The organism is Rothia nasimurium, assembly GCF_014217215.1.
In the GTDB taxonomy this organism is placed as follows: Bacteria; Actinomycetota; Actinomycetes; order Actinomycetales; family Micrococcaceae; genus Rothia; species Rothia avistercoris.
The window spans coordinates 459,669-486,170 of sequence record NZ_CP056080.1 but is presented as its reverse complement, the minus strand read 5'-3'; the positions used below and the strand labels follow the sequence as shown (position 1 = coordinate 486,170).

The 26,502-nt window shown below is 59.9% G+C and carries 20 protein-coding genes; 11 read left to right on the top strand and 9 right to left on the bottom strand.

The features are described from left to right. Nucleotides 1-75: 75 nt before the first annotated feature. Complete coding sequence (locus HWU94_RS02335) at nucleotides 76-2,229, bottom strand: efflux RND transporter permease subunit (RefSeq protein WP_185174149.1); 2,154 nt, start codon at nucleotides 2,227-2,229, stop codon at nucleotides 76-78. 9 nt (nucleotides 2,230-2,238) lie between these two features. Next, nucleotides 2,239-3,252: an acyltransferase family protein gene (locus tag HWU94_RS02330; protein ID WP_185174148.1), complete on the bottom strand. Its 1,014-nt coding sequence runs from the start codon at nucleotides 3,250-3,252 to the stop codon at nucleotides 2,239-2,241. A 114-nt stretch (nucleotides 3,253-3,366) separates the two neighbouring features. Between HWU94_RS02330 and HWU94_RS02325 the strand changes: the two genes are divergently transcribed. Next, entirely contained in the window at nucleotides 3,367-4,728 is a 1,362-nt protein-coding gene (locus tag HWU94_RS02325) for a cation:proton antiporter (protein ID WP_185174147.1), read from the top strand. A gap of 78 nt (nucleotides 4,729-4,806) precedes the next feature. Here HWU94_RS02325 and HWU94_RS02320 read toward each other — a convergent pair whose 3' ends face one another. Genes HWU94_RS02320 through HWU94_RS02310 form a run of 3 tightly spaced genes read right to left on the bottom strand, consistent with a single transcriptional unit; the run spans nucleotide 4,807 to nucleotide 7,875 of the window. After that, entirely contained in the window at nucleotides 4,807-5,448 is a 642-nt protein-coding gene (locus tag HWU94_RS02320) for an LUD domain-containing protein (RefSeq protein WP_185174146.1), read from the bottom strand. Continuing rightward, nucleotides 5,448-7,073 (bottom strand): LutB/LldF family L-lactate oxidation iron-sulfur protein, encoded by a 1,626-nt coding sequence (locus HWU94_RS02315; RefSeq protein ID WP_185174145.1) that lies wholly within the window; start codon nucleotides 7,071-7,073, stop codon nucleotides 5,448-5,450. Before HWU94_RS02315 ends, HWU94_RS02320 begins: the two co-directional genes overlap by 1 nt. Nucleotides 7,074-7,077: 4 nt before the next feature. Then, the gene (locus HWU94_RS02310; RefSeq protein WP_185174144.1) at nucleotides 7,078-7,875 is read right to left on the bottom strand and encodes a (Fe-S)-binding protein; all 798 of its coding nucleotides are present in this window, start codon (nucleotides 7,873-7,875) and stop codon (nucleotides 7,078-7,080) included. Nucleotides 7,876-8,391: 516 nt separating this feature from the next. On the opposite strand from HWU94_RS02310, the gene HWU94_RS02305 reads away from it, so the two are divergent. Further along, nucleotides 8,392-10,086, top strand: a complete 1,695-nt coding sequence (locus tag HWU94_RS02305) for an L-lactate permease (protein ID WP_185174143.1) — start codon at nucleotides 8,392-8,394, stop codon at nucleotides 10,084-10,086. Nucleotides 10,087-10,210: 124 nt separating this feature from the next. Then, nucleotides 10,211-10,969: a FadR/GntR family transcriptional regulator gene (locus HWU94_RS02300; protein ID WP_244956000.1), complete on the top strand. Its 759-nt coding sequence runs from the start codon at nucleotides 10,211-10,213 to the stop codon at nucleotides 10,967-10,969. Here HWU94_RS02300 and HWU94_RS02295 read toward each other — a convergent pair. After that, a complete protein-coding gene (locus HWU94_RS02295; protein WP_185174142.1) occupies nucleotides 10,966-11,892 on the bottom strand; it encodes a phosphoribosylaminoimidazolesuccinocarboxamide synthase in 927 nt (308 codons plus the stop codon). The two genes, HWU94_RS02300 and HWU94_RS02295, sit on opposite strands and share 4 nt — an antisense overlap. Nucleotides 11,893-11,977: 85 nt before the next feature. Next, a complete protein-coding gene (gene purD / locus HWU94_RS02290) occupies nucleotides 11,978-13,258 on the bottom strand; it encodes a phosphoribosylamine--glycine ligase (protein ID WP_185174141.1) in 1,281 nt (426 codons plus the stop codon). A gap of 253 nt (nucleotides 13,259-13,511) precedes the next feature. Here purD and HWU94_RS02285 point away from each other — a divergent pair, with 253 nt between their 5' ends. The 8 genes from HWU94_RS02285 to purM all read left to right on the top strand — a co-directional run bounded on the left by HWU94_RS02285 (nucleotide 13,512) and on the right by purM (nucleotide 23,435). Next, nucleotides 13,512-14,219 (top strand): TetR/AcrR family transcriptional regulator, encoded by a 708-nt coding sequence (locus HWU94_RS02285; RefSeq protein WP_185174140.1) that lies wholly within the window; start codon nucleotides 13,512-13,514, stop codon nucleotides 14,217-14,219. Nucleotides 14,220-14,257: 38 nt separating this feature from the next. Further along, on the top strand, nucleotides 14,258-17,287 hold the full coding sequence (locus HWU94_RS02280; RefSeq protein WP_185174139.1) for an MMPL family transporter: 3,030 nt from the start codon (nucleotides 14,258-14,260) through the stop codon (nucleotides 17,285-17,287). 150 nt (nucleotides 17,288-17,437) lie between these two features. After that, nucleotides 17,438-18,436, top strand: coding sequence for an asparaginase (locus HWU94_RS02275; protein WP_185174138.1), 999 nt, complete (start codon nucleotides 17,438-17,440; stop codon nucleotides 18,434-18,436). After that, the gene (locus HWU94_RS02270) at nucleotides 18,436-18,831 is read left to right on the top strand and encodes a sterol carrier family protein (protein ID WP_185174137.1); all 396 of its coding nucleotides are present in this window, start codon (nucleotides 18,436-18,438) and stop codon (nucleotides 18,829-18,831) included. Before HWU94_RS02275 ends, HWU94_RS02270 begins: the two co-directional genes overlap by 1 nt. Before the next feature lie 73 nt (nucleotides 18,832-18,904). After that, complete coding sequence (locus HWU94_RS02265) at nucleotides 18,905-20,011, top strand: Abi family protein (RefSeq protein WP_185174136.1); 1,107 nt, start codon at nucleotides 18,905-18,907, stop codon at nucleotides 20,009-20,011. 26 nt (nucleotides 20,012-20,037) lie between these two features. Then, on the top strand, nucleotides 20,038-20,409 hold the full coding sequence (locus HWU94_RS02260; RefSeq protein ID WP_185174135.1) for a hypothetical protein: 372 nt from the start codon (nucleotides 20,038-20,040) through the stop codon (nucleotides 20,407-20,409). Between the two features lie 155 nt (nucleotides 20,410-20,564). Beyond that, entirely contained in the window at nucleotides 20,565-22,292 is a 1,728-nt protein-coding gene (gene purF / locus HWU94_RS02255) for an amidophosphoribosyltransferase (protein ID WP_135012522.1), read from the top strand. Continuing rightward, complete coding sequence (gene purM / locus HWU94_RS02250; RefSeq protein ID WP_185174134.1) at nucleotides 22,293-23,435, top strand: phosphoribosylformylglycinamidine cyclo-ligase; 1,143 nt, start codon at nucleotides 22,293-22,295, stop codon at nucleotides 23,433-23,435. It begins immediately after the preceding gene. Nucleotides 23,436-23,611: 176 nt separating this feature from the next. Here purM and HWU94_RS02245 read toward each other — a convergent pair whose 3' ends face one another. Together HWU94_RS02245 and HWU94_RS02240 are read right to left on the bottom strand one after the other, a co-directional pair. After that, nucleotides 23,612-24,337: a DUF6270 domain-containing protein gene (locus tag HWU94_RS02245; protein WP_409348803.1), complete on the bottom strand. Its 726-nt coding sequence runs from the start codon at nucleotides 24,335-24,337 to the stop codon at nucleotides 23,612-23,614. A gap of 84 nt (nucleotides 24,338-24,421) precedes the next feature. Then, on the bottom strand, nucleotides 24,422-26,356 hold the full coding sequence (locus tag HWU94_RS02240) for a glycosyltransferase (RefSeq protein WP_185174132.1): 1,935 nt from the start codon (nucleotides 26,354-26,356) through the stop codon (nucleotides 24,422-24,424). Nucleotides 26,357-26,502: the final 146 nt, after the last annotated feature.

The following is a 26,502-nucleotide window of genomic DNA, read 5'->3' as shown; positions in this document are numbered from 1 at the left end:
AAGAATTGGGGCCTCCCTGGCACGCAGGGAGGCCCCTTTGCATGGGTTTCAGCAGTTCGGCTCAGCAAGCTAGATTCAGCGGGAGAGCTTCGAGGGCCACCAGATTTTCTTGCCGATATCTTCCACGAGGGCGGGTATCAGCAGAGCTCGCACTACGGTGGCGTCGAGCAGCACGCCGAAGGCGACGATGAAGGCGAGCTGGGCCAGGAAGATCAGCGGGATGACGCCCAGGGCAGCGAAGGTTGCTGCAAGCACGATACCGGCTGAGGTAATCACGCCACCCGTTGCAATCAGTGCCGTTCGTAGGCCCTGCTCGGTCCCCTGATGTAGGGCTTCTTCTCGTACACGGGTCATCAAGAAGATGGTGTAGTCGATCCCCAGAGCGACCAGGAAGACAAACCCGTAGAGGGGTACGGTGGGGTCGGCCCCGGGGAAGTTGAACACACGGTTAAAGACCAGGGCCGAAACGCCCAGGGCAGTAAGGTACGACAGCACCGTGGCAGCCACCAGCATCAGCGGGGCCAGAATTGAGCGCAGCAGAACCATCAGAATCAGGGCGATAACAACAAGCACCACCGGGATGATGAGGGCACGGTCGCGCTGGGCGCTATCGATGGTATCGAGGGCGGACGCGGTCGTCCCGCCAACCAGCGAGCCGGGAGCTGCGCTGGCAAGGCTCTCGCGCATCTGGCGCACGGTCTCTTCTGCCTGCGGTGAGTCGGCGGGGTCAGCCAGGGTCACCTGGAGCATGACTCGACCGTCCACCTCGGTGGGAGTAATAGCGGCAAAAACCGGCGGCACTGACTCAGCAGAAGCGCCCACCGGCACAGTACCAGCGGGTGACTCCTGGGCGACCGCTGCAATGGAGCTCACCCCATCGAGCCCGTCAAGGGCAGCCACTGCGGTATCTTGCTCGGCAGCAGGCACAATTACATTTGCCGGGGAGCCTGAGCCACCGGGAAAGTGTTCAGCCAGCACATTCTGGCCATCCCGTGCCTGGGACTGCCCCAACACCAGGTCAGACTGGCGCACCCCGTTGGCCTGGAAAGTCGCAGAAAAGCCGGCGAAGATAGCCAGCACCAGAGCCGTGACCAGCCAAACCTTGCGGGGCTTGCCCGACACGAAAGCCGCAATTTTTGCCCAGAAGCCGGCTGAAGCGTCCTTCACTTTAGAGGAATAGCGGGGACGGGCAGGCCAGAAGGCAACCCTGCCCAGCAGGGCCAGGACGGCGGGCAGGAAGGTCAGCGAGGCCAGCATGGACAGCACGATACCGGTAGCTGCCACGGGTCCCAGGGCCTTGTTCGACGACAGCTCAGAGAGCAGCAGGCACAGCAGGCCCGCAATCACCGTACCGCCAGAGGCCAGAATCGGCTCAAGGGACCCGCGCCAGGCAGCCCGGGTAGCGTCCCAGCGCGAAACGTACTGGGTGAGGGCTTCGCGATAGCGGGCTACATAGAGCAGGGAGTAGTCGGTTGCAGCACCAACCACCAGAATCAGCAGGATTCCCTGCACCTGGCCGTTGATCATCACCCAGCCAGCATTCGCCATGTGCCAAATAACGAAGATAGCGCCAGAGAGGGCAACCATCGAACTGGTCAGCACGATGATGGGCAGCAGGGGTGAGCGGTAGACCACCAGCAGAATCACGAAGACCACAATCAGGGCAACTGCCAGCAGGATGCCGTCGATACCGCCAAATGCCTCAACCAGGTCGGCCGAGAAGCCAGCCGGGCCGGTCACGTAGCCGGTGAGGCCGTCAGGGGCCTGGGTTATCTCGGCGCGGATTCCATCAACGACATCTCGGGTCTCATCGGCGGTGGAGATGGGCAGAATAAGCTCCGCTGCCCGACCGTCCTCTGAGTAAATGACGGGCGAACTTTCACCGGTGAAAGTGCCGGACGCCGCCAGCTGGCCAGTGAGCCCCTCTAGGTAGGTGCGGTGGGCATCGGTGAGGGAACCGTCAGCTTCAAAGACAAGAATTGCGGGCACCGCGTCGGTGCCCAGAAAGTCGCCCTGCTGCTCTACCACCTGGGTGGATTCAGCGGAGGCGGGCAGAAAGTCAGTCTGGGAGTTGGTTGAGACCTCGGAGATTTTTCCGAAGTAGGGCCCGCCGATACCCGCCACAGCAAGCCAGGTAAGGGTCAATAGGACGGCAAGAGCAACCCGCACCCAGGTGCGGGAAGAGGAACCGGCCCTGATAGAGCCGGTTTCCGAAGAAGAAGTATGCATACTGAGAGTCTACCCCCTGCCAGAGATCCAGGCTAAGGGGGTCTCAAGCGGGCCACGCCACAAGAAGGTCTGCCCAAGCAGGCGCTGCCAGGCCCAGGCAAAGAGCAGAGCACCTAAAATCAGGCCGAACATCATGGCCCAAGAGTTATCAGATACAGGCAGGCCGTAGGCCGGAGCGTAGTTAGCGTACAGGGCCAGCACTGCAATCTGGAGCACGTAAAGGGAAAGGGTCATACGCCCAGCTCCCACCAGGGCACCGGCCAGGTGCTCCCGCCCGGCTAGAGCGCGCGCCAGCAGGCAGCACCAGCCCACGGTCGCCAGGCAGGCTGCCAGGCTAAAGGCAATCTCAAGCCGGCTGGAGGTGTAGGGAAGGAACTCTGCAACAGCAAAACGGGAGTACCAAAAGAGGCCGCCGGTCGCCAGGCTTCCCAGCAGGGCCAGGGCTACATCGCCCCAGACGCCCCAGCGTTCGATGAGGAAGGCAATCACCGCACCGATGCAGGCGTAGGTCAGCAGGGTAAAGACCTGGTAGTTCTGACCGGTGAACATCCACTCGTAGAGGTAGGCAGTGTAGCTGCCGTCGAGAGATGCCTGCATAGCCTGGGGGCGGAAGTGGAGTCGAGCGGACGCCGCAAACCACCAACTGCCCACAGCAAGGAGGGCCAGGGCCCAGGAGGGCAGGAAGACAAGGGGGGCCATGAGCAGGCTCAGCAGCCCCAGGTACTCCAGTACGATATCGACCTGGGCACCCCAGGTACCGATGTAGAGCCCCACAGCAACCAGGGCGATAGCTCGCACCACCGAGGAGGCGAAGAGGGCGGGGAAGCTCATACGCTGAGATGAGAAGAAGGCGCCCGCCCCCAAGAGGAAGGCGAAGAGCGGGGCTGTTAGAAATTCGCTCAGGTTCAGCACCCCACCGGGGCCACCGCCGGGAGCTCCATGGGCGATAAACATGCTGATTAGGGCAGCACAGCGAGCCAGGTCAATACCGATAACACGGCCTGCGGTTTTTAGGTCGGTCACGCAATACTCCTCAATAAATACCTGCTTTAGCCTAACACTGCCCCGCCGCCCTGCACGGACAGGGGAAGCCATGGCACACTGGTTAGGTTGTCTCTCACCTCTCTGAAAGTCACTATGAGCACCCACTCCACCGACGTCGTCCTTCTGGCCGCCGGTTCATCGGCGACCAGCGAGTATATTTCCATTTTCTGGATTACCGTTGCGGCACTTCTAGCACCCCTGGCGTCCGCCCTGGTGAAAAAGAAAATTCCAGATGTTGTCTTCCTGATTATCTTCGGCGTACTCATCGGCCCGCAGGTTCTAGGGCTTGCCAGCACCGATGGCGGGGTTGCTCTGGTGAAGGATCTGGGTCTGGGCCTGCTCTTTTTGCTGGCTGGTTACGAAATTAACGCCGGAGCCCTGCGCGGACGCCAGGGGGCTTTCGCCGTGGGCTCCTGGCTGGTGAGCTTCGCCCTCGGCCTGGTTCTGGCCATGAGCCTCTCCCAGTTTTCGGGGTCTTTCTCTACCTATGCGGTCGTCGGCATTGCCCTGAGTTCTACCGCCCTGGGCACCCTGCTGCCCCTGCTCAAAAGCCACGGTAAGGTGGGCACGAAAGTCGGCGACGGGGTGATGGTGCACGGGGCTATCGGCGAGGTGCTCCCTATCTTTGCGATGTCCCTTCTGCTCTCATCGCATGCCCCCTGGATTGCGGTGCTGATTCTGCTGGCCTTTATGGTCATTGCGGTAGTTTCAGCGGTTGTGCCCCACCGTCTCTTTGAGCATATTCCTGGTCTGCGCCGCACCATGGCTGCTGAGGCTAACACCACCAGCCAGACCATGCTCCGCCTGGCCATGTTCCTTCTGGCTACCCTCATGATGGTCGCCGCGGTCTTTGAGCTCGATGTGGTGCTCGGTGCTTTTGCCGCCGGCATTATCCTGCGCTCCCTCACCCCCGAGGGTGCCTTTGAGCCCTTCTCCAAGCGTCTTGAAGCCCTGGGCTTTTCCTTCCTCATTCCCCTCTTCTTCGTGAGCTCGGGTATGGGTATTAAGGTGTCGGTCATTTGGGAGCAGCCGCTGCTTCTTGCCGGCATTGTGCTCGGTATTCTGGTGGTGCGCGGCCTGCCGGTCTTTGCCGCTGAAAAGTTTTTCGACACCGGTTCGGGGCTCACCACTATGCAGGAAAAGCTCCAGCTGGGGCTCTACTCTGCTGCGGGCCTGCCCATCATTGTGGCTGTCACCGAGGTGGCACTGGCCAACGACCTGCTTAGCGAACAAAACGCTTCCCTGTTGGTGGCAGGTGGGGCGCTGACCGTCCTTCTCTTCCCCCTGTGGGCCTCGGCCATCGGGGCTGTGGGGCGTAAGGACGCCGATTCCCACCGGGGTGCCTCTGGCGGCTCAAGCTCGCGGCAGCGCCGCAGCGCTAAGAAACTAGAGCGGGCCGCCGCGGTGCGGGCGGCAACGGGCGCTCTTCCCGTCATCAAGCGTCCGAATTCCTAGCTCCCCCTTGGAGTACCCAGCACAAGGGCCCCTTTGCCTGAGCAAGGGGGCCCTTTCTATCGCAGAGCGGGTATCAGCCTACTTGAGGATGATGACGTCCAGGGTACGGGGACCGTGCACGCCTTCAACGCGGATCAGCTCGATGTCTGAGGTCGCTGAGGGGCCTGAGATCCAGGTGATGGGCTTGTCGAAGTTCAGACGGGCCACGGTCTCGGGGATCAGCTCGACGATGGTATCGACGGGAACCACGCAGATGTGGTGGTCGGGTACCAGGGTGATGGCGCGGCGGCCTTCGGTCTCGGTGCTGTTCAGGGCGATGGTGCCGGTCTCAGCGCAGGAGACGGTTGAAGAGGTGACAACCGCGTCGATAGCGTCGAGTTCACGCACGGAGAGCGCTCCGGGCTTGTTGGCGTTACCGGAGTCAACCACACGCGAACGGGCTGCGGTGTCTTCGGGCAGCCACTCGGTCTTGAGGCCGGTGGGCACCACGTAGCGGGAGGACTTGCCGAGCAGCTCGCCCACGCGGGCGGCGATGGTCTCTTCGGTCTCGTGGTAGACGTTAGCCTTGTAGTCGATCAGGCGGTCGACCAGCATCTCGATGATTTCCTCGGCGCCCTTGTCGCTTTCGCGGCGGTAGGCGCGGACGGGCTCAGCCGGCTGGGGGTTGTCCCAGAGGGAGGCGCGGATGCGGCCCAGGATTTCTGCTTTTGCATCAGACATTAGTTGGCCTCCTTGGGGGCGATGGGGTTGGCGGTCTCAGCGTTGGCGTGGGCCTCGGCAATCTTGGCCTGGTTAGCGGCAATGATGGCCTGCAGGTCAACGCGTTCGCCACCTACACGCTTGGGGGCAGAACCGCGCTCCTTCTTCCACTCGTTGCGGAAGGAGGTCTTGGGGGGTGCCGGGATATCGCGGTATTCGGTCCAGCCGCCGACGATACCGGGCAGCTTGGTGATCTTGCCCTTCTTGCCGGTAATCAGCTTGGAGGCGGGCAGGCCCTTGGTGGCCAGGGCCATGAGGGCACCTGAGCTGAAGAGCTTCTTAGCGCCGAACATCATGGCGTCCATCTGCACGTGGCGTTCCTTCTTGCCACCTTCGAACTCACCCTGGGCCTTTTCGTGATCAACGGCCTTGCCTCGCAGGTGAACCAGCACGTCGGGGATGTTGATCTTGACGGGGCAGGCTTCGTAGCAGGCGCCGCAGAGGGAGGATGCGTAGGGCAGGGTGGAGTTGTACTGGTTCTCGATACCGCCCAGCTGGGGGGAGAGAATTGCGCCGATGGGGCCGGGGTAGGTGGAGCCGTAGGCGTGGCCGCCTGCGCGTTCGTAGACAGGGCAGACGTTCATGCAGGCTGAACAGCGGATGCAGTGCAGGGCCTGGCGGCCAACCTGGTCGGCCAGGGCTGCGGTGCGGCCGTTGTCCATCAGGATGACGTGCAGGTTCTGGGGGCCGTCGCCGGGGGTTACACCGGTCCACATGGAGGTGTAGGGGTTCATGCGCTCACCGGTGGACGAGCGGGGCAGCAGCTGGGTGAAGACCTCGAGGTCCTGCAGGGTCGGCAGCAGCTTTTCGATACCCATGAAGGTAATCAGGGTATCGGGCAGGGTCAGGCACATACGGCCGTTACCCTCAGACTCAACGATGGTCATGGTGCCGGTTTCGGCGATGCCGAAGTTGACGCCTGAGATGGCGACCTTGTTAGTCAGGAACTTCTCGCGCAGGCGGAAGCGGGAGGCTTCTGCCAGCTCTGCCGGGTCGTTGGTGAGGTTGGGGTTGACGCCCTCAATCTTCTTGAGGAAGATGTCGCGGATCTCGGTGCGATTGCGGTGAATTGCGGGCACCAGGATGTGGGAGGGGCGGTCGTTGTCGCCCAGCTGGACGATTTCTTCTGCCAGGTCGGTTTCAATAGCGTGGATGCCGTGCTCTTCGAGGAACTCGTTGAGGCCAGTTTCGGCGGTGGCCATTGACTTAATCTTGTTGACCTCGGTGACGCCTTCAGCCTGGATCAGATTGAGGGCGATTTCGTTGGCCTCGTGGGCGTCGCGGGCCCAGTGCACGTGGCCGCCGCGGGCGGTGAAGTTCTTTTCGAACTCTTCGAGGTAGGTGTCGAGGTTGGCCATGACCTTCTGCTTGATCATGGAACCTGCGGTGCGCAGATCCTGCCAGTCGGGCAGTTCTGAGATGACAGCGGCGCGCTTGTTGCGGATCTTGTGGGTAGCAAAGCCCAGGTTGGCGCGCAGCTGCTCGTTCTGGAGTTCCTTCTCTGCGTATTCGGGGAAGGGCTCGAATTCGAAGATGTTGCCGACGCCGTGGCGGACCTTGGGCATGCCGAGTGCGGTGGTTGACATGGCTTTACTTACCTCCTGCGGTAACGGCTACGGGGCCGGTGACCTTGAGCGGGTTTTCCTTAGTGGATGCAAGAATCTCGGCGAAGTGTACGGTCTGTACGGGTGAGTTCTTGCGGGAGAGAGCGCCGCCGATGTTCATCAGGCAGGATGAGTCGCCACCGGTGCAGACCGATGCACCGGTTGCTTCAATGTTCTCTACCTTGTCGGCAACCATGGCGCCGGAGGTGTCTGCGTTCTTGAAGGAGAAGGTTCCACCGAAGCCGCAGCACTGGTCAAGGCCGTCAATCTGGGTGTACTCCAGGCCCTCAACGGTGCGGATCAGGTCTTCCTGGCGGGTGCCCAGACCCAGCAGGCGCATGCCGTGGCAGGATGAGTGGTAGGTGACCTTCTCGGGGAAGTAGGAGCCCAGCTGTTCTGCTGCGTTGGTGACGCCGCAGACGTCGATGAGGAACTGGGAGAGCTCGAAGGAGCGGGCAGCCAGTGAGGCGGCAGCGCGGGCGGTGGCGTCGTCGCCTGCTCGCTCTGCGATCATGGGCTGCTGGTGGCCGAGGGAGGCAACGCAGGAGCCTGAGGGCGCAACGATTGCGTCGAAGTCCCATTCTTCAAAGGCCTGTACGTGGGTTTTGACGATGGGGTAGGCGTCGTCGAAGTAGCCCGAGTTGACGTGCATCTGGGAGCAGCAGGTCTGGCCCTGCGGGAAGACGACCTCGTGGCCGAGACGCTCCAGGATGTCAACGGTAGCCTTAGCTACCTTGGGGTACATTGCGTCGACGATGCACGTTGAAAACAGTGCGACACGCATGTTGGTTCTCTCTTCTTCTGTGCGGCATGGGTAGCCCGCGTCTTCCTTACCGGTTCAGGGGCGCGGACGCCGGTGGCCGGGTGGGAGAGGAAGGGCGGGCGGGGTGCCTGTTAGATTCTTTTCCTACTCCCTCATTTAACACGATGGGGTCAGTATTTCGATACTTTAAATAGGGCATATTTTCTTATGCAAATAATCTAACGGTCTGACCATACAAAGAAAGCTGAAAGAACCCCGCTCCCCCGCCGCGGGCGTCCGCGCACCCCAAGAACCACACAAGCAGGCGCATGCCAACACGAGAGCGCACCCCAAAACCCCGAAAAACCCACAAAACCACAGGGACGAAAAAAATACCGCAAATAGATGCGGCCACAGCTTGGCGAAAGTGAACTGCCTCATGTAACGTAGACCTCGAAAAGCAATGGTCTGACCACAGAAGGTTAGGCCTCATATTTTTTGGCTCAGCGCCCACAGATGTGACGCCCAGCCATACCACACATCACTAAGGAGAATACGGTGGAAAATACCTATACCGCTGTAACCGACGCCGTCGGTGGTAGCCTCGCGCTGAGCGCCCTCGTCTCAGCCCTGCCGCTACTTGCATTCTTTATCATGCTCCTTGGCGTCAAGGCTCGCGCCCACGTCTCAGGCTTGGTCTCACTTCTCGTTGCTATCCTCGTTGCCGTCTTCGGTTTCGGCATGCCCTGGGACCTCGCCGGCATGTCAGCCTTCCGCGGCGGCATCTACGGCCTCTTCCCCATCGTCTGGGTTATCCTCATGGCTATCTGGTTCTACCAGATCACCGTGCTTTCAGGCCGCTTTGAAGACCTGCGCCGCACCTTCGACCTCATCGGTGGCGGCGACCTGCGTATCCAGGCCATCCTGATTGCTTTCTGCTTCGGCGGCCTGCTCGAAGCGCTCGCAGGCTTCGGCGCCCCCGTTGCTATTACCGCAACCATGATCCTGGCTCTGGGCGTTAAGCCCCTCAAGGCAGCTACCACCGTTCTGATTGCTAACACCGCACCCGTTGCTTTCGGTGCTGTTGCAATCCCGATTACCACTGCCGGTGAAGTCGGTGGCAAGGAAGCAACCGATATCGCCGCAATCGTCGGCCACCAGGCTCCCTTCATCGCTTTCTTCGTTCCCTTCATTCTGCTCTGGATCCTGGACGGCATTAAGGGCCTCAAGGACGCCTGGATGCACGCCGCTGTTATCGGCGCTTCCTTCGCTGTTGCTCAGTGGTGGGCCGCAACCTACTTCGTCTACCAGCTGACCGACGTCGTAGCCTGCATCGTCTCTATCGCTGCCGCCGTTGTCTTCCTGCGCTTCGTCAAGCCCCGCGGTGTTGAGGGCGTTCGCGAACGCTACGGCGTCACCGCCCCCCTCGAAGTTGAGCACCTGCCCGGCCGCCGCATCTGGATGGCCCTCATGCCCTACCTGGTCGTTGTCATCATCTTCGGTATCGCAAACCTCTACACCCCGCTCGTCGACTGGCTCAAGACCACCGTCGTCGAGTTCGATATGCCTCTGCTCTCTGAACGTCTGCTCAAGGCGGACGGCACCGCAGTAGACACCGTCTACAAGTGGGCATGGCTCGGTAACCCCGGCACCTACCTGCTGATCTCCGGCATCCTGGTCGCCATCCTCTACGCCATCTTCAACGAAAACGGCAAGTACAAGCTCTCTATGGGCGACGCCTTCAAGGAAATCGGCGCCGTAGCCTACAAGATGCGCTGGTCAGCTGTCACCATTGCCCTGGTTCTGGCCCTGGCCTTCGTCATGAACTACTCCGGCCAGACCGTTGCCATCGGTGAATACGTCGCATCACTCGGCGTAGCCTACGCCTTCCTGGCACCCGTCCTCGGCTGGGTCGGCACCGCCGTCACCGGCTCCGACACCTCAGCCAACGCCCTCTTCTCCAAGCTCCAGGTCACCGCCGCTGAGCACCTGCAGGAAGGCGGCATGACCGGTGCCCACCCCGAACTCATGCTGGCTGCTAACACCACCGGTGGTGTCGTCGGCAAGATGATTTCACCCCAGTCCCTCGCCATCGCGGCCACCTCGGTCAACATGGAAGGCAAGGAGTCCGAAATCTTCAAGGCAGTTCTCGGTTGGTCCTTCATCCTGCTGCTGGCCGTTTGTGCCCTGGTCTTCCTCCAGGCAACCGTTCTCTCCGGTCTTCTGGTTGAGCCCTACCTCACCGGCCACTAATCACAGGTTCACACCTATGAGCTAGGCAGGCAAAGGGCGGTGCAGTCCCACGTAACATACGTTGGAACTGCACCGCCCTTACCTATACCTTGTCTATGTACCTACCCCATCTGAAAGACAGCGCGTGAAAGAAAAAGAGCCCACCTACACCGCCCTGCTCGAGTCCATCGAACACCGGTTGCGCCACGGCCAGCTGCGTATCGGCGACCGCCTGCCCGGTGAACGCTCCCTGGCAGAGGAATACGGTATCTCACGGGCCTCGGTGCGCGAAGCCCTGCGCATTCTCTCCGCGGTGGGCCTCATTCGGTCGGGGGTGGGCTCAGGCCCCAAGGCCGGCGCTGTCGTGGTCTCTGAGCCCTCGGACGCCCTCGGCTGGGCCCTGCGCATGCACATCGCCACCCGCACCCTGCCGGTAGCAGACATCGTGAGTACCCGCGTCCTGCTCGAAGGCGAAGCCGCCGCCCGCGCCGCCGACGTAGCCCACCAGCCCGAACACGCCGCGTCCCTCGCCACAGCCCGCCGCTACCTCGAAGAAATGGACCACGCAGATATTAGCGACGACCGCTTCCACTTCTGCGACACCCGCTTCCACTACGAAATATCGTCCCTCGGCGGGAACATCGTGATGGACACCGTCATCGACTCCCTGCACCTAGCAACCGTAGGCTACGTACAGGAAGCCGTGCCCTACCTCGACAACTGGGAAGCAACCAAACGGGAACTCCAGGACCAGCACCGGGCCATCTACGCGGCGGTTATTGCCGGAGATGCAGAACGTGCCCAGCGAACAGTCGCTGAGCACATTCGTTGGTTCTACGCCCTCTCAGAAATCGGGGCCGCCCACTACGAGTACCACCAGAAGGTACGCGATACGCAGGTCTAAGCCTCGAACTTCTGCCCGGTCAAACGCTCGTAGGCCTCAACGTAGCGGGCACGGGTCTTCTCCACAACCTCGGCGGGAAGCTCGGGCACGGGGCCGGTGCCGTCCCAGCCCGACTCCTCGCTCTTGAGCCAGTCGCGCACGTACTGCTTATCAAAGGACGCCTGGGCACGGCCGGGCTCGTAGTCATCGGCATCCCAGAAACGAGATGAATCGGGGGTCAGCACCTCATCGCCCAGGGTGATTTCACCGCGGTAGGAGTCGGTACCGAACTCAATCTTGGTGTCGGCCAGAATGATGCCGCGATCACGCGCAATCTTCTCGGCAGTCTCATAGACATAGAGGGTCAGTTCCTGCAGGCGGTCGGCGATAGCCTCCCCCACCTCAGCGTCGAGCTCTTCACGGGTAATGGGCTCGTCGTGCTCCCCCACCTCTGCCTTGCCGGTGGGTGTGAAGAGGGCAGGTTCCAGGCGGGAGCCATCTACCAGACCGGCGGGCAGCTCAAACTCGTTGACCTTACCGGTCTTGCGGTAAGAAGCCAGGCCGGAGCCGGTCAGGTAACCGCGCACAATGCACTCAACCGGGAACATGTTCAGAGACTTACAGATCATGGCGCGGCCAGCCACCACCTCGGGCACGTCGGTAGACAGCACATGGTTGGGCACACCCTTGAGCTGCTCAAACCACCAGAGGGACATCTGAGTCAGAATCTTGCCCTTATCGGGAATCTCGGTGGGAAGCACCTGGTCGAAGGCGCTGATACGGTCGGTGGCAACCACCATCACGGAGCCGGCACGCAGTTCGGCGTCGTCCTTCACGTTCAGGCCGGTGACGTCCTGGGTATCCTCATCAGGAATGTAGAGGTCACGGACCTTGCCGGAATACACGTGCTTCCAGCCGGGAATGTCTACGGGGGTATGGCTCATGATTTTCTCCTGGGGGTGTGCAGGTGGGCTGTGAAGTGATAGAAAAGTGACTGCCCACGCGGGGGCGGTGGGCAGTCACAGGAGGTTAGTTCTGGGTGGGAATCTGAATACGATTCTCGGCGGCAGCGAGCGCAATGTCTGAACGGTACTGGGCACCCTTCCAGGCGATGTCGCGCACGCCGGCGTAGGCAGCCTCGCGGGCTTCGGTGAGGTTCTCGCCCAGGGCGACAACAGCCAGCACACGGCCACCGGCGGTGACGATCTCTTCACCGTCGAGGGCGGTTCCTGCGTGGTCAATGTGAACGCTCTCGCGCTGGTTGGCGGCGTCCAGGCCGGTGATGGCATCGCCCTTGCGGGGAGTGTCGGGGTAGTTCTCTGCAGCCATAACCACGTCAACGGCGGTGCGGGGATCCCAGTCAAGAGCAAGGTCGGCGGGCAGTTCGCCCTTGGCCGCTGCCAGAAGGACGCCGCCGAGCGGGGTGCGCAAGCGGGCCAGCACAGCCTGGGTTTCGGGGTCACCAAAGCGGGCGTTGAATTCGATTACGCGAATTCCGCGGGAGGTAGCTGCCAGACCGCAGTAGAGCACGCCCACAAAGGGGGTACCGCGGCGGGCCATTTCATCAACGGTGGGCTGGGCTACGCGCTCAATGACCTCTTCGACGAAACCTTCGGGCAGCCAGGGTAGGGGGGTGTAAGCGCCCATGCCACCGGTGTTGGGGCCCTCGTCGTTGTCGAAAATACGCTTGAAGTCCTGGGCAGGTGAGAGGGGCAGGCAGGTGCTGCCGTCGGAGATCACGAAGAGGGAGACTTCGGGGCCATCCAGGTACTCTTCGATGACGACGCTACCGCCAGCTGCAAAGCAGGATTCAGCGTGGGCTAGGGCTGCATCGAAATCTTCGGTGACGACGACACCCTTACCGGCGGCCAGGCCGTCATCTTTAACAACGTAAGGGGCACCAAAGGTAGCGAGAGCGGTTTCTGCTTCTTCGCGGTTGGTAGCGACCTTAGCCATAGCGGTGGGCACATTGGCGCTGGCCATGACTTCCTTGGCAAAGGCCTTGGACCCTTCGAGCAGGGCAGCGGGCTTGGACGGGCCAAAAACGGCGAAACCGGCATCGCGCAGGGTGTCTGAGACGCCTGCGACCAGGGGGGCTTCGGGGCCAATGACGACCAGGTCAGCGGCCAGCTCGGTGGCTAGCGCAAGGGCTGCCTCGGGGTTGTTTGCATCGATAGCGTGCACGGGGACGTCCTGGGCGATACCCGCGTTGCCGGGGGCTGAGTGCACCTCGGTAACGGCTGGATCTTTCAGGAGTGCTCGAATAATTGCGTGTTCACGACCGCCGGGGCCCAGTACCAAAACCTTCATTCTTTTAGGCTACCGGCAAGGTCACGATTTGATGAAGTTTTTACCGCAGTTTGAGCGGTTTTGCCGATTGATTTTTGTGGACGCCCGCCCCGGCTCACATACCTTTCCGCATTTATTCTGAAAACCCCGCAACTAGTTGCGGGTAAATCAGAATAAGTGCGGAAGACTTGCACCGGCCACGCCCAGCAACCCGTGCCCAACCCCACACCCCAACTATTTGCAGTTCCTGCAATATTGCAGTTACTGTAAATACATGCTGAAACACACCCCTCCCCTCGACCGGCGCAGGGCCCGCTCGACGGCGTCCAAGCAAAAAATCGCCGCAGCCGCTGAACACCTTGTGCTCACCGGCGGGCGAACAGGCCTAACAGCCTCGGCCCTTGCAAAGCAGGCAGGGGTCTCAGAACGCACCGTCTTCAATCACTTCAAAAAACTCGAAGACGCCCTGACCTACCAGCTCTCAACCCACCTCGAATCCTGCATCGACGAGCCTCCCTTCCCCCGGGGAGTCGCCACTGAAGACCTCCCACAGGCCCTGGTGCAGCACTTCCACGAGGCAGTAGAAACCGAAAGGGTGCAGCAGGATCTCGTCCGCTTTGTCACCCTGGGCGCAGCACTGGTTGAGGAAGAGTTTGACCTGGTAGCCCGCGAAGTCACCCTCACCCTGGGCGATATCTGCAACGCCCTCTGTAGCGAGATTGATCAGCTCTACCCCGACCTATCACTCGACCAGTCACTAGCCCTTGGTCTCTTCGCCTACAACCTGCTGATGGGTTACGTTTTCGCTTTTGTGCGGTTCGCTCAAGAACTTGACGAAAACATTTTTGAAGAGCCCACCAAGCAGCTGGTTATCGAGCCCCAGATGATCGTGCCCCATATCCACGCTTACATCAACCAGGTAGCAGCCGGAACCCCGGTATTTGCCGCTGACGGCAGCGTTATCTCCCACCAGACCGTTTAAGAGAAAACACAACCACACGAAAGGGAAACCGGCAGGCCATGTCTGAGTTCCTCTATAAAGTCGGCAGTTTTGCAGCTCACCGTGCCTGGGCCGTTATCGGTATCTGGGCGCTGGTGATTGCTCTAGCTGGCGGCGCCTACGCCTCTTTTAAGGGCGAGCTAACCGATTCCATCACTATTCCTGGTACCGAGGCGCAGCTGGTTCAGGAAGAGCTGACCGATACCTTCAACCTGAATCTCAATGCCGGTACCGGTTCTGCCATTGTGCAGACCGAGGACGGCTCAGCCTTCACCGATGAGCAGAAGGCTGCTGTGGCGAGCGCCGTTGCTGAGGCCGAGACCGTTGAGGGCGTTGATAGCGCCACCGATCCCTTTGCTATAGCTCAGCAGCTTGCGGACGGCCAGGCGCAGCTTGATGCGGGTCAGGCTGAGTTGAGCGGGGGTGAGCAGCAGCTTGCGGACGGCCAGGCGCAGCTTGATGACGCTAAGGCCCAGTTGGATTCGGGGCAGGCTGAGCTTGATTCCCGCAGGGCTGAGCTTGAGTCTGGTCAGCAGCAGCTCGATGAGGGCTACGCCCAGCTTGAGGACGCCCAGAATCAGCTGAACGAGGCCCGTAGCCGTCTTGAGGGTGAGGATGCTCCACCTGAGGCTTTTGGTGAGCTTAACGGCCAGCAGGCTCAGCTTGATGCCCAGCGGGCTCAGCTGGACGCTACCGCTGAGCAGCTCAATCAGGGCCGTACCCAGCTGGAAGAGGCTCAGGCCCAGCTTGATCAGGGTCGAGCCGACTATGAAGCCGGTCTTGCCCAGCTTGAAGATTCCCGTTCTCAGTTAGAGAGTGGTAAGAGCACTATCGAGCAGAATGCTGGCCTGCTGCAGATGTCCGAGAGCGGTGTTGCGATTTCTGAGGATAACTCCACCGCTATTATCTCTGTTACCTTCGATGCCGAGACCGGCTCTATTCCCGCTGAAACCCTCGATGCGGCTCAGCAGAAACTCAACGTGCTGTCCGATAACGGCCTGACCGTCACCTACGACCAGTACATGCAGGGTGTTGAGCCTGAGATGAATGCGACCGCTGAGGCTATCGGCATCGGCATTGCCTTTATCGTCCTCTTCCTGATGCTGGGCACCCTGGTGGCTGCCGGGCTGCCGGTTATCATGGCGATTATTGGCGTGGGTACCTCGGCCCTGGCCGTCCTGTCGCTCTCGAGCGTCATCGAGATGACCTCCACTACTCCCACCCTGGGCACCATGCTGGGTCTGGCTGTGGGTATCGACTACACCCTCTTCATTCTGAACCGCCACCGCACCAACCTGGCTAAGGGAATGAACGTAAAGGAGTCCATCGCCTTGGCCACCGGTACCTCCGGCGGCGCGGTCTTCTTCGCCGGTGCCACCGTTATCATCGCTCTGCTGGGCCTGAATGTCGTGGGTATCCCCTTCCTGGGCGTGATGGGTAACGCCGGTGCCTTTGCGGTTGCTGTTGCCGTGGCAGTAGCCACCACCCTCTCCCCCGCCGTGATGTCCCTGCTGGGTGAGCGCGTCCTGAGCAAAAAGCAGCGGGCAAAAATTGCGGCTGGCGCTCAGGCTGCCAGTGAGGACGATGCCCAGGCGGCTTTCATTCGGGCGGAGGCTAAGCAGGCGGCGGCTGACCACGAGGAGGCCCACCGCGGCTGGATCGGCCTGATTCTGAAGAAGCCGATTGCTACCGTTGCCGCTGTGGTTCTGGCGCTGGGTGCTGTCGCCCTGCCTGTGACCGATATGCGTTTGGGCCTGCCGACCGGTGCCTCTCAAACCACGGATTCAGCTGCCTACATCTCGTACACCACGATTGCCGACAAGTTTGGTGAGGGTCAGAACGGCCCCATCGTGGTAGCGGCCCGCCTGCCCGAGGGAACCACCGAGGAACAGGCTAAGGCTCTGCAGGTTGAGGTGGGCCAGGATCTTCTGGATCAGAGCGATGTTTCAGCCGTCATTCCTGCCATGATCTCTGACGACAACTCCGCCCTGCTCTACCAGGTGATTCCCGACGAGGGCCCCAACGCCCAGTCGACCACCGACCTGGTGCACACCCTGCGTCATATGACCCTCTCAACCGATAATGGTGAGGTGACCTTCGGCGTCACCGGTCAGACCGCAATGGCCGTTGATATTGCCCAGAACCTGGCTGAGGTTCTGCCGGTGTACGTTGCGCTGGTCATGGGCCTGTCGCTGCTGGTGCTGATTCTGGTGTTCCGCTCCATTCTGGTACCGGTCACCGCCACCCTGGGCTTCCTCTTCTCCCTGCTGGCAGCGCTCGGTGCGACCACGGCTGTATTCCAGTGGGGCTGGGTTGCTGAGCTCTTCAATGTTTCAACCCCCGGCCCGTTGCTTGCCTTCCTGCCGATTCTGGCTGTGGGTATTCTCTTCGGCTTGGCCATGGACTACCAGCTCTTCCTGGTCTCGGGCATGCGAGAGGCCTACTCGCACGGTCGCGGGGCTAAGACCTCGGTTGTCGTGGGCTACCATCACGGCGCCCGCGTGGTCACCGCTGCGGCGCTGATTATGGCCGGTGTCTTTATCGGCTTCGTCTTCTCCGGTGACCCCATGATTGCTTCCATCGGCTTCGTGCTGGCGGTCGGCGTTCTGCTGGACGCCTTCGTCGTGCGCATGACCCTGATTCCGGCGCTCATGTACCTGCTGGGTGAAAAGGCATGGTGGATCCCGGCCTGGCTCGACCGCCTGCTCCCCGACCTGGACGTTGAAGGCACCAAGCTCGAAGCTCGGACCCAGGAGGAAGAGGCTGCCCCGGCACCTCCTGAAGCGCGGACGTCCGCGCCGGTGGAAGACGCTCGGCACGAAGTGATAGCCCCTGCACCCACTCAGCAACCGGCGTCCGCGCCGGAGCGCCCGGTCAGTCCCACCCAGGTTGTGGCGGTTGAGTCCACGCGTGCTCTGGCCCAGGCCGCTGTGATTGCTGCCGACCAGGCTCTAGCAGCGGAAGACGAGGCCCAGGTTGAGGCGCAGCGAGCTGCCCGCGCGGCCCGCGAGGCGCTCAATGCTCTTTCTGAGCAGCAGAAAGAGCAGTAGCGAGGACGCCGCACCCGGCTCATCTCGCAAGGCCAGTCGGTAGATGCCCGCATTTATTCTGAAAAAACCCGCAACTAGTTGCGGATGAATCAGAATAAGTGCGGGCATCGCTCGTTTCAGCGCTAGTGGCTACCCAGTAGACTGGTGGGCATGCAGACTTTTACCGCGCAGCAGGCAGCAGAGCTGGCAGTCGTCACCCGTGGTGACTTTATCGAGTCCCGCCATGTGGGGTCGCTGGTCGTACTGGCGCCCGACGGTTCTACCGCCTTGAGCCTGGGGACCCCCGAGGCTCTGGTCTATGCCCGTTCGGCGCTCAAACCCTTGCAGGCTATTGCGTCGATGAACGCGGGGGCTGAGCTACAGGGGGCCCAGATTGCGCTGGCTGCCGGTTCTCATACCGGTTCTTTTGAGCATATGAAGGTTGCCCAGTCGGTGCTGGCTGAGGCCGGGCTGACCGCTGATGCCCTACTCTGCCCACCTGCTTGGCCTGCTGATGAGCCCAGTTACCACGCCCTGGTAAGGGCTGGCCACGAAAAGCAGCGTCTGGCTTTTAACTGTTCCGGTAAGCACGCGGCCTTTCTGTGGGGCTGCGTGAAGTCGGGCTGGTCGACAGATAACTACACCGACCCGCGCCACCCCCTGCAGGAGTTGGTACTTCAGACTATTGAGGAGTTCACGGGTGAAACTCCCCAGCATGTGACCGTGGACGGGTGCGGTGCCCCTGTTGCTGCTACCTCGCTGGTGGGCCTTGCCCGGGCCTATTCCACTCTGGGATCGGCGGTTGAGAACATCACAGCTGATGCCCGCGCAGCCACCGTCGCTACGGCTATGGTGGATTACCCCGAGTACGTCCACGCTACGGGCGGCTCCGATACGGTGCTGGCTGAGACTCTCGACGCTGTGGTTAAGCGCGGGGCTGAGGGTTTGCTGGCTATTGGGTTGCGCTCTGGCGCATCGGTGGCGCTGAAGATACTTGACGGCTCTAACAGGGCTGCTTCCCTGACCGCGGTGCGGGCACTCCAGGCCGCAGGTTTTCTTGAGGGCGGGGTCGCTGACCGGGCGGTTGAGGCCACGACCTTCCCCATCACCGGTGGCGGGAAGCCCGTGGGTTCTATCGAGCCCGGTGCGGCTTTTGAGGGGCTGCTCTAATGGCGATTCGCCGCAAAATTACCGAGGCGGACGGCCTCGCCGCCCTTGCCCAGGTACGGCAGGTTTTTGAGGGTACAGAGGGTGAGGACGCCCGCGCGGCGGCTTTCGCTGCCCTGCCCCGGAGCGTGCGGGCGGCGTCCGTCCGTTTTCTGCTCGAGGAGCTGGCGACTCTTGCGCCGGGTAATTCTGTGGAGGTGCGGGTGCCGCCCATGGGGGTGGCCCAGTGTATCGCCGGGCCACGGCATACCCGTGGCACCCCGCCCAATGTTGTTGAGACAGACCCGCTGACCTGGTGCGCTATCGCGCTGGGTTATGTCAGCTGGCAGAGTGCCGCCCCCGCGATTTCGGCGTCCGGGTTACGGGCAGATCTGAGCGACTATCTGCCACTTCTTTAAAAATAAAAGCCCCGGGAGCTTACTCAAGGCAGAGGCCGCACCGGGGCGTTCACACTCATGCTAGCATGAACACATGCCGGATAAAAATGAGATGGACATTACAAAAATTTTGGAGCTTCTCTCCGAACCACGTCTCTCGCCTTACAGAGCACAAACAGCTTCAGCTCCAGAAGCGCTGGAACTTTACGCCTGGATCCATCGCATGGCGAGCACCTGCTTTGAGCTGATTGCCTACCTTGAAGTAGGGGTGCGTAATTCCATAGATAAGGCCCTCAGGGAATACCACGAACAGAGCCCCTCAAGCGTCCCGTGGATTTTTTCACAGCCACTCATCAATCATCACATTGCTGAAATGATAGCAACAGGGCGGAACCGGCTTCCTGAAGTACATCAAAATAACCGGGATCAGATTTCAGCATCTCTTTCTTTTGGCTTCTGGTCCGGGCTACTGGGAAGCAAATACGATGAGTTATGGAAAAAGTGCCTGCATAAAGCATTTCCGTATGCGTATCAAGGGAAACGTAAGTCTGTCGCTGTCGAGTTGGAAGCTGTAAGGAAATTTAGAAATAGGATTGCCCACCACGATTCTCTACTTAATACGGACATTCTCTTTGAAGTTACAAGAATCTTTAAATTGGCTGGGTACATTGACCCACAGTTCGAGAACTGGATGCGATCTGTATCGAGAGTGCATGCTATCTACGCAGAAAAGCCCGTAAGCTCAGAAGACACCGTTGTAGTAGCGGGGAAAGATGCCTGGCCTCTTTACTGCGACCACCATATTTACGTGTGTCAGGCAGGAAGATCCTTCAAAGACGTCAACTATATGGCCTTTTACTCTGAAAAAGAGATTAAGCCTGAAATAGCCCGGATTAAATTTAAACGTGATGATGTGCTGTGGACCGAAGAACACGCGGAGCAGCTCATGGCAAGCAACAACCGAAATGAACGCAAACTTGGCAACGCTATCATGGCTGCTCGAGCTGCTGGCTGGGATGGCGGCCGTTATCAGGTATTTATCCTTTCATCGCCCAACGAAAAACCTCCCCATGGTGAGCACCGAACCCTTAGCCATCCCATCAAACACGAGCGTCACGGTCGAGGAAGTGCCTATACACAAAGTCAAAGGTATACGTCTCTCCATGCTTTAGAGTTAGCACAGACCACAGACGATTTATAAACCTAGCCTTGGTAAGGTTAGTAGTTATGAGCATCCTGTCGAGATTCCGTCGCCCCACCGAACCTGCTGCTCCTCTCACCGAGGTTGAGAAGCAGGCAGCCCCCGGCCAGCACTTTGCGCCGGCGTCCGCGCCTGACCGTGCCAACCTGACGGTGCGCCGCGCCCCGTCCCTACCGGCCTTTGCTATAACCGGGCTGCTCATCGGCCTCATTGTCGCTTTCGTTGTGACCGCCCTCGGCCCCGAGAATCCCAACTATACTTTCGGTGCAATCTACGGCGTGATGGCCGTTATCTTCGGGGCCTTCTGCACCGCCGCCGCCATCGTAGTAGCCCTGCTCATCGATAGGCGCTCAGCCAAGCGCACCACCACCTACCGAGCTGTCAGCCAGAAAGACTAAGCCAAGCCCACCCGTGAGCAGAAACGTTCACACGGTGGGCTTTACTTATCAGTAGCCTATCGGGCAGGTACACTTGATATGTTCGCTCGCTCACGTGCGCTACCCCACGCTACACGGCGAGATAACCACCCCACAACAAGAGACGGAAAACCACCTTGGCTCGTCCTGACGGAAAACTATCCTTCGACCTTGACCCCGTTGATCACGGTCCTAAAGACGAATGCGGTGTCTTTGGTGTATGGGCCCCCGGCGAAGATATCGCTAAGCTCACCTACTACGGCCTCTACGCCCTGCAGCACCGTGGCCAGGAGTCAGCCGGTATCGCCACCAGCGACGGCAAACACCTGAACGTCTACAAAGATATTGGCCTGGTATCCCAGGTGTTTGATGAGGCCACTCTCAACTCAATGACCGGCCATATGGCGGTGGGTCACTGCCGCTACTCCACCACCGGTGGCAACATCTGGCAGAACGCGCAGCCGACCCTGGGCGACACCCCCCACGGCACGCTCGCCCTGGCCCACAACGGCAACCTGGTTAACTCGGCTGACCTCTACGACCGCCTGCTAGCCAAGAACGGCGGTAAGCGCCCCGAACGCGGCGAACTCGCCCAGGGCAACACCACCGACACCGCCCTGGTCACGGCCCTGCTCAAGGACCACGACTTTGACAGCCTCGAAGAGGCCGCCCTCGATCTGCTCCCCACTCTCTCAGGTGCTTTCTGCCTGGTCTTCATGGACGAGCACACCCTCTACGCTGCGCGCGACCCCCAGGGCGTGCGTCCGCTGGTCTTGGGCCGTCTTGACCGCGGATGGGTTATCGCCTCAGAAACCGCTGCTCTCGACATCGTCGGTGCCTCCTTCGTGCGCGAGGTAGAGCCCGGTGAGTTCATCACTATCGATGAGGACGGCCTGCGCTCCCAGCGCTTCGCCGAAGCCAAACCCGCCGGTTGCGTCTTTGAGTACGTCTACCTGGCCCGCCCCGACACCACGATTTCGGGCCGCAGTGTCTACGAATCCCGTGTTGAGATGGGGCGTCAGCTGGCCCGTGAGCACCAGGTAGAAGCTGACCTGGTCATGCCCACCCCCGAGTCTGGCACCCCGGCGGCGATTGGTTACGCTGAGGAATCGGGCATTCCCTTCGGCAACGGCCTGGTGAAGAACGCCTATGTGGGCCGCACCTTCATTCAGCCCTCGCAAACCATCCGTCAGCTGGGCATTAGGCTCAAGCTCAACCCCCTGCGCTCCGTAGTGGAGGGTAAGCGTCTGGTCGTGATTGACGATTCTATCGTTCGCGGTAACACCCAGCGCGCCCTGGTCCGTATGCTGCGAGAGGCAGGTGCGAAAGAGGTCCACGTGCGGATTTCGTCCCCGCCGGTCAAGTGGCCCTGCTTCTACGGTATTGACTTTGCCTCGCGCTCCGAGCTGATTGCTAACGGGCTGACCATTGAAGAGATCGGTAAGTCGCTGGGTGCAGATTCCCTGGGCTTCATCTCAGAAGAGGGCATGATTGCCGCTACCGAGCAGCCGCGCGAGCGCCTGTGCACCGCCTGCTTTACCGGCAAGTACCCCATCGAGCTACCCAGCGAAGACCGCCGCGGCAAGTCCATCTTTGATGATTCCAAGGGGGGCCCGCTGGCCGGTACTGCGGCTGAGGTGACGGTGGAGCGTCCTGTTGCCCATAAGCCTTCTAAGGCCAAGGCGGTGTCTATTGAAACCCGCCCCGGCACCGAGGCGCTGGAGCACAAGTTTGATGGTGCCCCGGCGGCGTCATCGGGCACCGGCTCTTGTGAGCCTGGCCCCGATTCAGACCTTGAAGATTTAGTCCTTCCCCAAGATACGATTCCTGCCGATTCTACCGGCACTGACCGAGAGGCCCGCTAAATGAGCGAGAACCAGAACGCAGTTACCTACGCTTCGGCTGGTGTAGATGTTGAGGCGGGCGACCGCGCTGTTGAGCTAATGAAGGACGCCGTCAAGGCAACTCACGGGGCCGGTGTGGTTGGCGGTGTGGGTGGCTTTGCTGGCCTCTTTGACCTGTCTGTGCTCAAGGATTACCGTAAGCCCTACCTGGCGACTTCCACCGATGGTGTGGGTACTAAGGTGGCAATTGCCCAGAAGCTCGATATCCACCACACCATTGGTCATGACCTGGTGGGTATGGTCGTTGATGACATCGTGGTGACCGGTGCCCGCCCCCTCTTTATGACCGACTACATTGCCACCGGCAAGGTGGTGCCCGAGCGCATTGCCGATATTGTGCGCGGTGTGGCTGAGGGCTGTTCCCTGGCTGGTACAGCCCTGGTGGGTGGCGAAACCGCTGAGCACCCCGGTCTGTTGGCTGAGGACGAGTACGACGTGGCAGGTGCCGCTACCGGCATCGTCGAGGCCGACGAGCTGCTGGGGCCCGACCGCGTGCGCGAGGGCGATGTGCTGATTGCTATGGCATCAAGCGGTATTCACTCCAACGGCTATTCCCTGGTGCGTAAGGTGCTTTCGGTTGCTGGCTGGGAGTACGAGCGTGAGGTGGCTGAGCTGGGCCGTACCCTGGGCGAGGAGTTGCTGGAGCCCACCCGCATTTACACCGCTGACTGCCTGGATTTGATTGAGGCTTTCCCCGTGAATGGTGAGGACGGCCAGACCGGTTCGGGTGTGCGCGGCTTCTCGCATGTGACCGGTGGTGGTTTGGCCGCTAACCTGGCCCGTGTACTGCCCGTGGGCACTGTGGGTGTGGTGGAGCGTTCTACCTGGGAGATTCCCGCTATTTTCAAGCTGATTGGTGAGCTGGGGTCTGTGCCCCAGGCTGATCTGGAACGTACCCTGAACCTGGGTGTGGGCATGATTGCTGTGGTTGACCCGTCTGTTGCTGATGCGGCTGTTGAGCGCCTGAATAAGCGAGGCCTGCCGTCGTGGGTGCTGGGCACCGTGCAGAAGGATTCTGGCGAGTATAAGAGCAACCCCGACTACGTGCAGGGTGCTAAGGGCGTGGACGGCGGCGCGGCGGTGCTGCTGGGCTCCTACAAGTAAGTAGGGCTTACGTTATAGCGTCTGCCGGGGCTCGCAGCCGGGCCTGAGGCGCTTCCCCCTTGACTGTGGCGCTGGTTGCCGTATGTAGTGCCAAGAGCATTGCATATGGCAACCAGCGCCACTTTCATGTGGAGAAAGGCCGGGGTGCAGGTTTTGTTTTTCTCTAGCGCTGTAGTTTAAACCCGATAGCCTTCTGCCCTGAGCTGGTCGATGACATGTCGGTATACCTCAGGGGTGTAGTGGAAGGGGGCTAGGCCCCAGCGGTGGTTGGGGTCTGCGTAGGTGATGTTGGCGGGCACGGTGATGGTGCGGACGCCGGCAGCAGCTAGGTGCTCGTAGTAGCGGGCGTAGAGCCGGTTTGCTTCGGGGGCGCTGAGCCCCATTGAGGCGGGCGTGGGCTGCCCGTCGGGGGTTGTTTCAGCCCAGTTGATGCGTAGCAGGCGGGTGCGATCTAACAGGCCGGTATCCCGGAGCCTGTTGACGAAGGCATCGGTCTTCTCGCACCAGCCTTCAAAGTGGGTGTCGCTCCCGAAGGGCACGTGGGTGTGGGGTTCAAGAGCATCGAGAGCTGGCTGTGAATGAATGAGATCGATGGAGCGGGTGATGATTTCTCCGCTCATGAACCAGTGCACGCCGTGACGTTCGTCGGTGAGGTCCCAGAGAAACAGGTCGATGGTGTTGGCTCGTGTGAAGAGTTGTTCGAGGGGGGTACCTGCCCAGTCGTCACGGACCATGCGCTCTTGGAAGGCTGAGTTAAGACCGAGGCTGGCCGGTAGTTTTTCACTGGCGTCGCTGCCTTCGGACAGCACGGAGTGGCGGGCGGTGTAGCCTGCCAGGGTGTAGGTTCCAGCGGGGAGGGCTGCAACGGTGTCTCGAGCGACGCAGGAGCCGTAGACGTAGATGCGTGGTGATGTAGTCAGCGTATGATCCTTCTCTTAGATGAAGGTGGGCTAGATACGTTTTGTTTGATTCATACCACCGGGTAATTAGAACATAATATGCTCTGTTCCCAATCCATAGAATTTGAGCTCACCGGTGGCTAGCAGCTCGGGGGTTCCGATATCCCAGGTATGCCCCTGCACGTTCTTTGAACGCAGTTGGGTGAAGTTGTAACGGTCAGCAGAGTAGATTCGCCCACCTGAACTAGCAACAGTATTCAGAAAAGTTGTGTCTTCACCGCGGTTTTTAGGAGCAAAGGGGGTGTCTACGAAGACCTCTCGTTTTCCTGTGATGGTGGGGCCAGCGACGAAGGTGGTCCAGCGGTGCTCACGCTCTGGGTTACGCAATATAGTTGCGTTATTTTGTGCGAGGTGCATATAGTGAGCCTGCTTACCAACGATGTCTGCACCTGAGAAACGCAAAGCGTGCAGCAGGTCGCGTAAATAGTTTTGGCCGTAGAGGTCGTCGTCGTCAATTTTGGTGAGCACATCACCTCCCGAAACTTGAACGAGCTGATTAAGACAGGCTCCCAGTGGCTGGGTGGAGTCAGCAGTAAGTATGTTGAGAGAAATACCGCTATCTCGTGCACGGGCGTGGAGCTCATGATGAGGGAGCTCAAACCCGTGGGTGAGCAGGTTGAGTTCGACCTCCACATTGGTGAAACCCTGCATAGTTTCAAAAATATGGTCGATTTGTTGTGGCCTGTTGGTAGAGACGAGAGCTGAAACGCTCGGTAGTTTTAGGCGTTCTGTACCCTGTTGGCCCACCATAGATAAAATTTGTGCGGCCCGATGGGAGTAGGTGTGATTTTCCCAGATTTTTCTCTGTGCAAGGTGAGCAGTGCGGTTGTTAAGCTCTGGTGAGCGGACTAGAGCAGTTATCATATGGCGCGCTTCTTCCCGAGTGTCAACTACAGGCACTTCGGCAGAGCTAAAGAAATGGGGTATAGCTTCAGATCTGGTGGTGACTACCGGTGTACCGCTAGCTGTAATTTCAAATACTCGGCGAGCGCACATACTGGGTGAATCTATGACCGAGTTAACGTTGAGGAAAACCTTGTATGCCTTGTAGGCGGTAAGCATTTTTCTATAGCTAAGGGATCCTACAACCCGTGTGTTGTAGGGGGCTGGGAATTGATAGTTGAGGTTGTCGCCCAAAAATCGTGAAAAAATCTCAAGCCCTGTTTGCATTTTTTCTGATGCAGAATAGGCAGCCCCGAGCAGAAGATCCATTTGCTGGCGACGTTCGGGGTATTTATGGGCAAAGTACATGCCGGCGAAGGCAATATCTCGCTCATGGTATCCGTGGTTGGGCCGGATAGGGTTATGGATTGCTTCTTGCGCAGCAAAAGAAAGTGCTTGTACCCGGTTATGCCCCAGAGCACGGCAATAGTCAGGTATTTTGTTGACATCTGATGTGAAAACAACATCAAAGAGTTTGGCAGTTTCTAGAAAATCTTCAAAGTGGGGAGGGTCTTCTTTATTCCAGAAGACGGCAGGGATTCCCTTAGCTTTACAGTAGCGAGTAAGAGCAGTGAGTTCTGGTGCTGGAGCGTTGCTGCCCGTAAGCTTGTAGCGCCAAGATCCGTTACTACCCGACCAGGCAGATTCGACCAATAGTAAATCAATGGGGTTTGCTTGAAGAATTTGCTCCCACTCGTCCGGTGTGAGGGGGTAGGTAGTGAACTCGTGCCCCCAGGCTGCTTCTGAGAAGTCATCGAGGATTGTGGCTACGTGTATGTCGCCGAAAAGGGAGTGTTTGGGCGAGGCTTCTAACTCAGGAAAGTCGAGGCTAATTGTGGGGGCATTGCGAAGAAAGACCCTTCGCAGGGGCGATTGCTTGTTGACGACAGGGCGAGCATCTGCGCCCTGAATGATGTTTTGTCTGGTTCTGAACGCCTTGAGCTGCTGGAGACCACCGGTACGCAGATGCCAGGCGCCTCGACGAATATATTTATATGCCTCGTAGGCTTCGCTTATCATCACGGCTCCTGTTTCGTCCAAGGTAAGATGTCTAGCTCAGCTCTCATTGTATTGGCTTTTCCTCGTTCCATATTTATTTCTCTACGTACTGCATTACCTCCTAGATGTTTCTGCCTTTAGAATAGAAACAGCATTTGCATACACAT

Excerpts from the sequence above, each read along its gene's own strand:
- HWU94_RS02335 (WP_185174149.1), bottom strand. The coding sequence starts at position 2,229 with ATGCATACTTCTTCTTCGGAAACCGGCTCTATCAGGGCCGGTTCCTCT.
- HWU94_RS02325 (WP_185174147.1), top strand. The coding sequence starts at position 3,367 with ATGAGCACCCACTCCACCGACGTCGTCCTTCTGGCCGCCGGTTCATCG.
- HWU94_RS02320 (WP_185174146.1), bottom strand. The coding sequence starts at position 5,448 with ATGTCTGATGCAAAAGCAGAAATCCTGGGCCGCATCCGCGCCTCCCTC.
- HWU94_RS02315 (WP_185174145.1), bottom strand. The coding sequence starts at position 7,073 with ATGTCAACCACCGCACTCGGCATGCCCAAGGTCCGCCACGGCGTCGGC.
- HWU94_RS02310 (WP_185174144.1), bottom strand. The coding sequence starts at position 7,875 with ATGCGTGTCGCACTGTTTTCAACGTGCATCGTCGACGCAATGTACCCC.
- HWU94_RS02295 (WP_185174142.1), bottom strand. The coding sequence starts at position 11,892 with ATGAGCCATACCCCCGTAGACATTCCCGGCTGGAAGCACGTGTATTCC.
- purD (WP_185174141.1), bottom strand. The coding sequence starts at position 13,258 with ATGAAGGTTTTGGTACTGGGCCCCGGCGGTCGTGAACACGCAATTATT.
- HWU94_RS02285 (WP_185174140.1), top strand. The coding sequence starts at position 13,512 with ATGCTGAAACACACCCCTCCCCTCGACCGGCGCAGGGCCCGCTCGACG.
- HWU94_RS02280 (WP_185174139.1), top strand. The coding sequence starts at position 14,258 with ATGTCTGAGTTCCTCTATAAAGTCGGCAGTTTTGCAGCTCACCGTGCC.
- HWU94_RS02275 (WP_185174138.1), top strand. The coding sequence starts at position 17,438 with ATGCAGACTTTTACCGCGCAGCAGGCAGCAGAGCTGGCAGTCGTCACC.
- HWU94_RS02270 (WP_185174137.1), top strand. The coding sequence starts at position 18,436 with ATGGCGATTCGCCGCAAAATTACCGAGGCGGACGGCCTCGCCGCCCTT.
- HWU94_RS02265 (WP_185174136.1), top strand. The coding sequence starts at position 18,905 with ATGCCGGATAAAAATGAGATGGACATTACAAAAATTTTGGAGCTTCTC.
- HWU94_RS02260 (WP_185174135.1), top strand. The coding sequence starts at position 20,038 with ATGAGCATCCTGTCGAGATTCCGTCGCCCCACCGAACCTGCTGCTCCT.
- purM (WP_185174134.1), top strand. The coding sequence starts at position 22,293 with ATGAGCGAGAACCAGAACGCAGTTACCTACGCTTCGGCTGGTGTAGAT.
- HWU94_RS02240 (WP_185174132.1), bottom strand. The coding sequence starts at position 26,356 with ATGATAAGCGAAGCCTACGAGGCATATAAATATATTCGTCGAGGCGCC.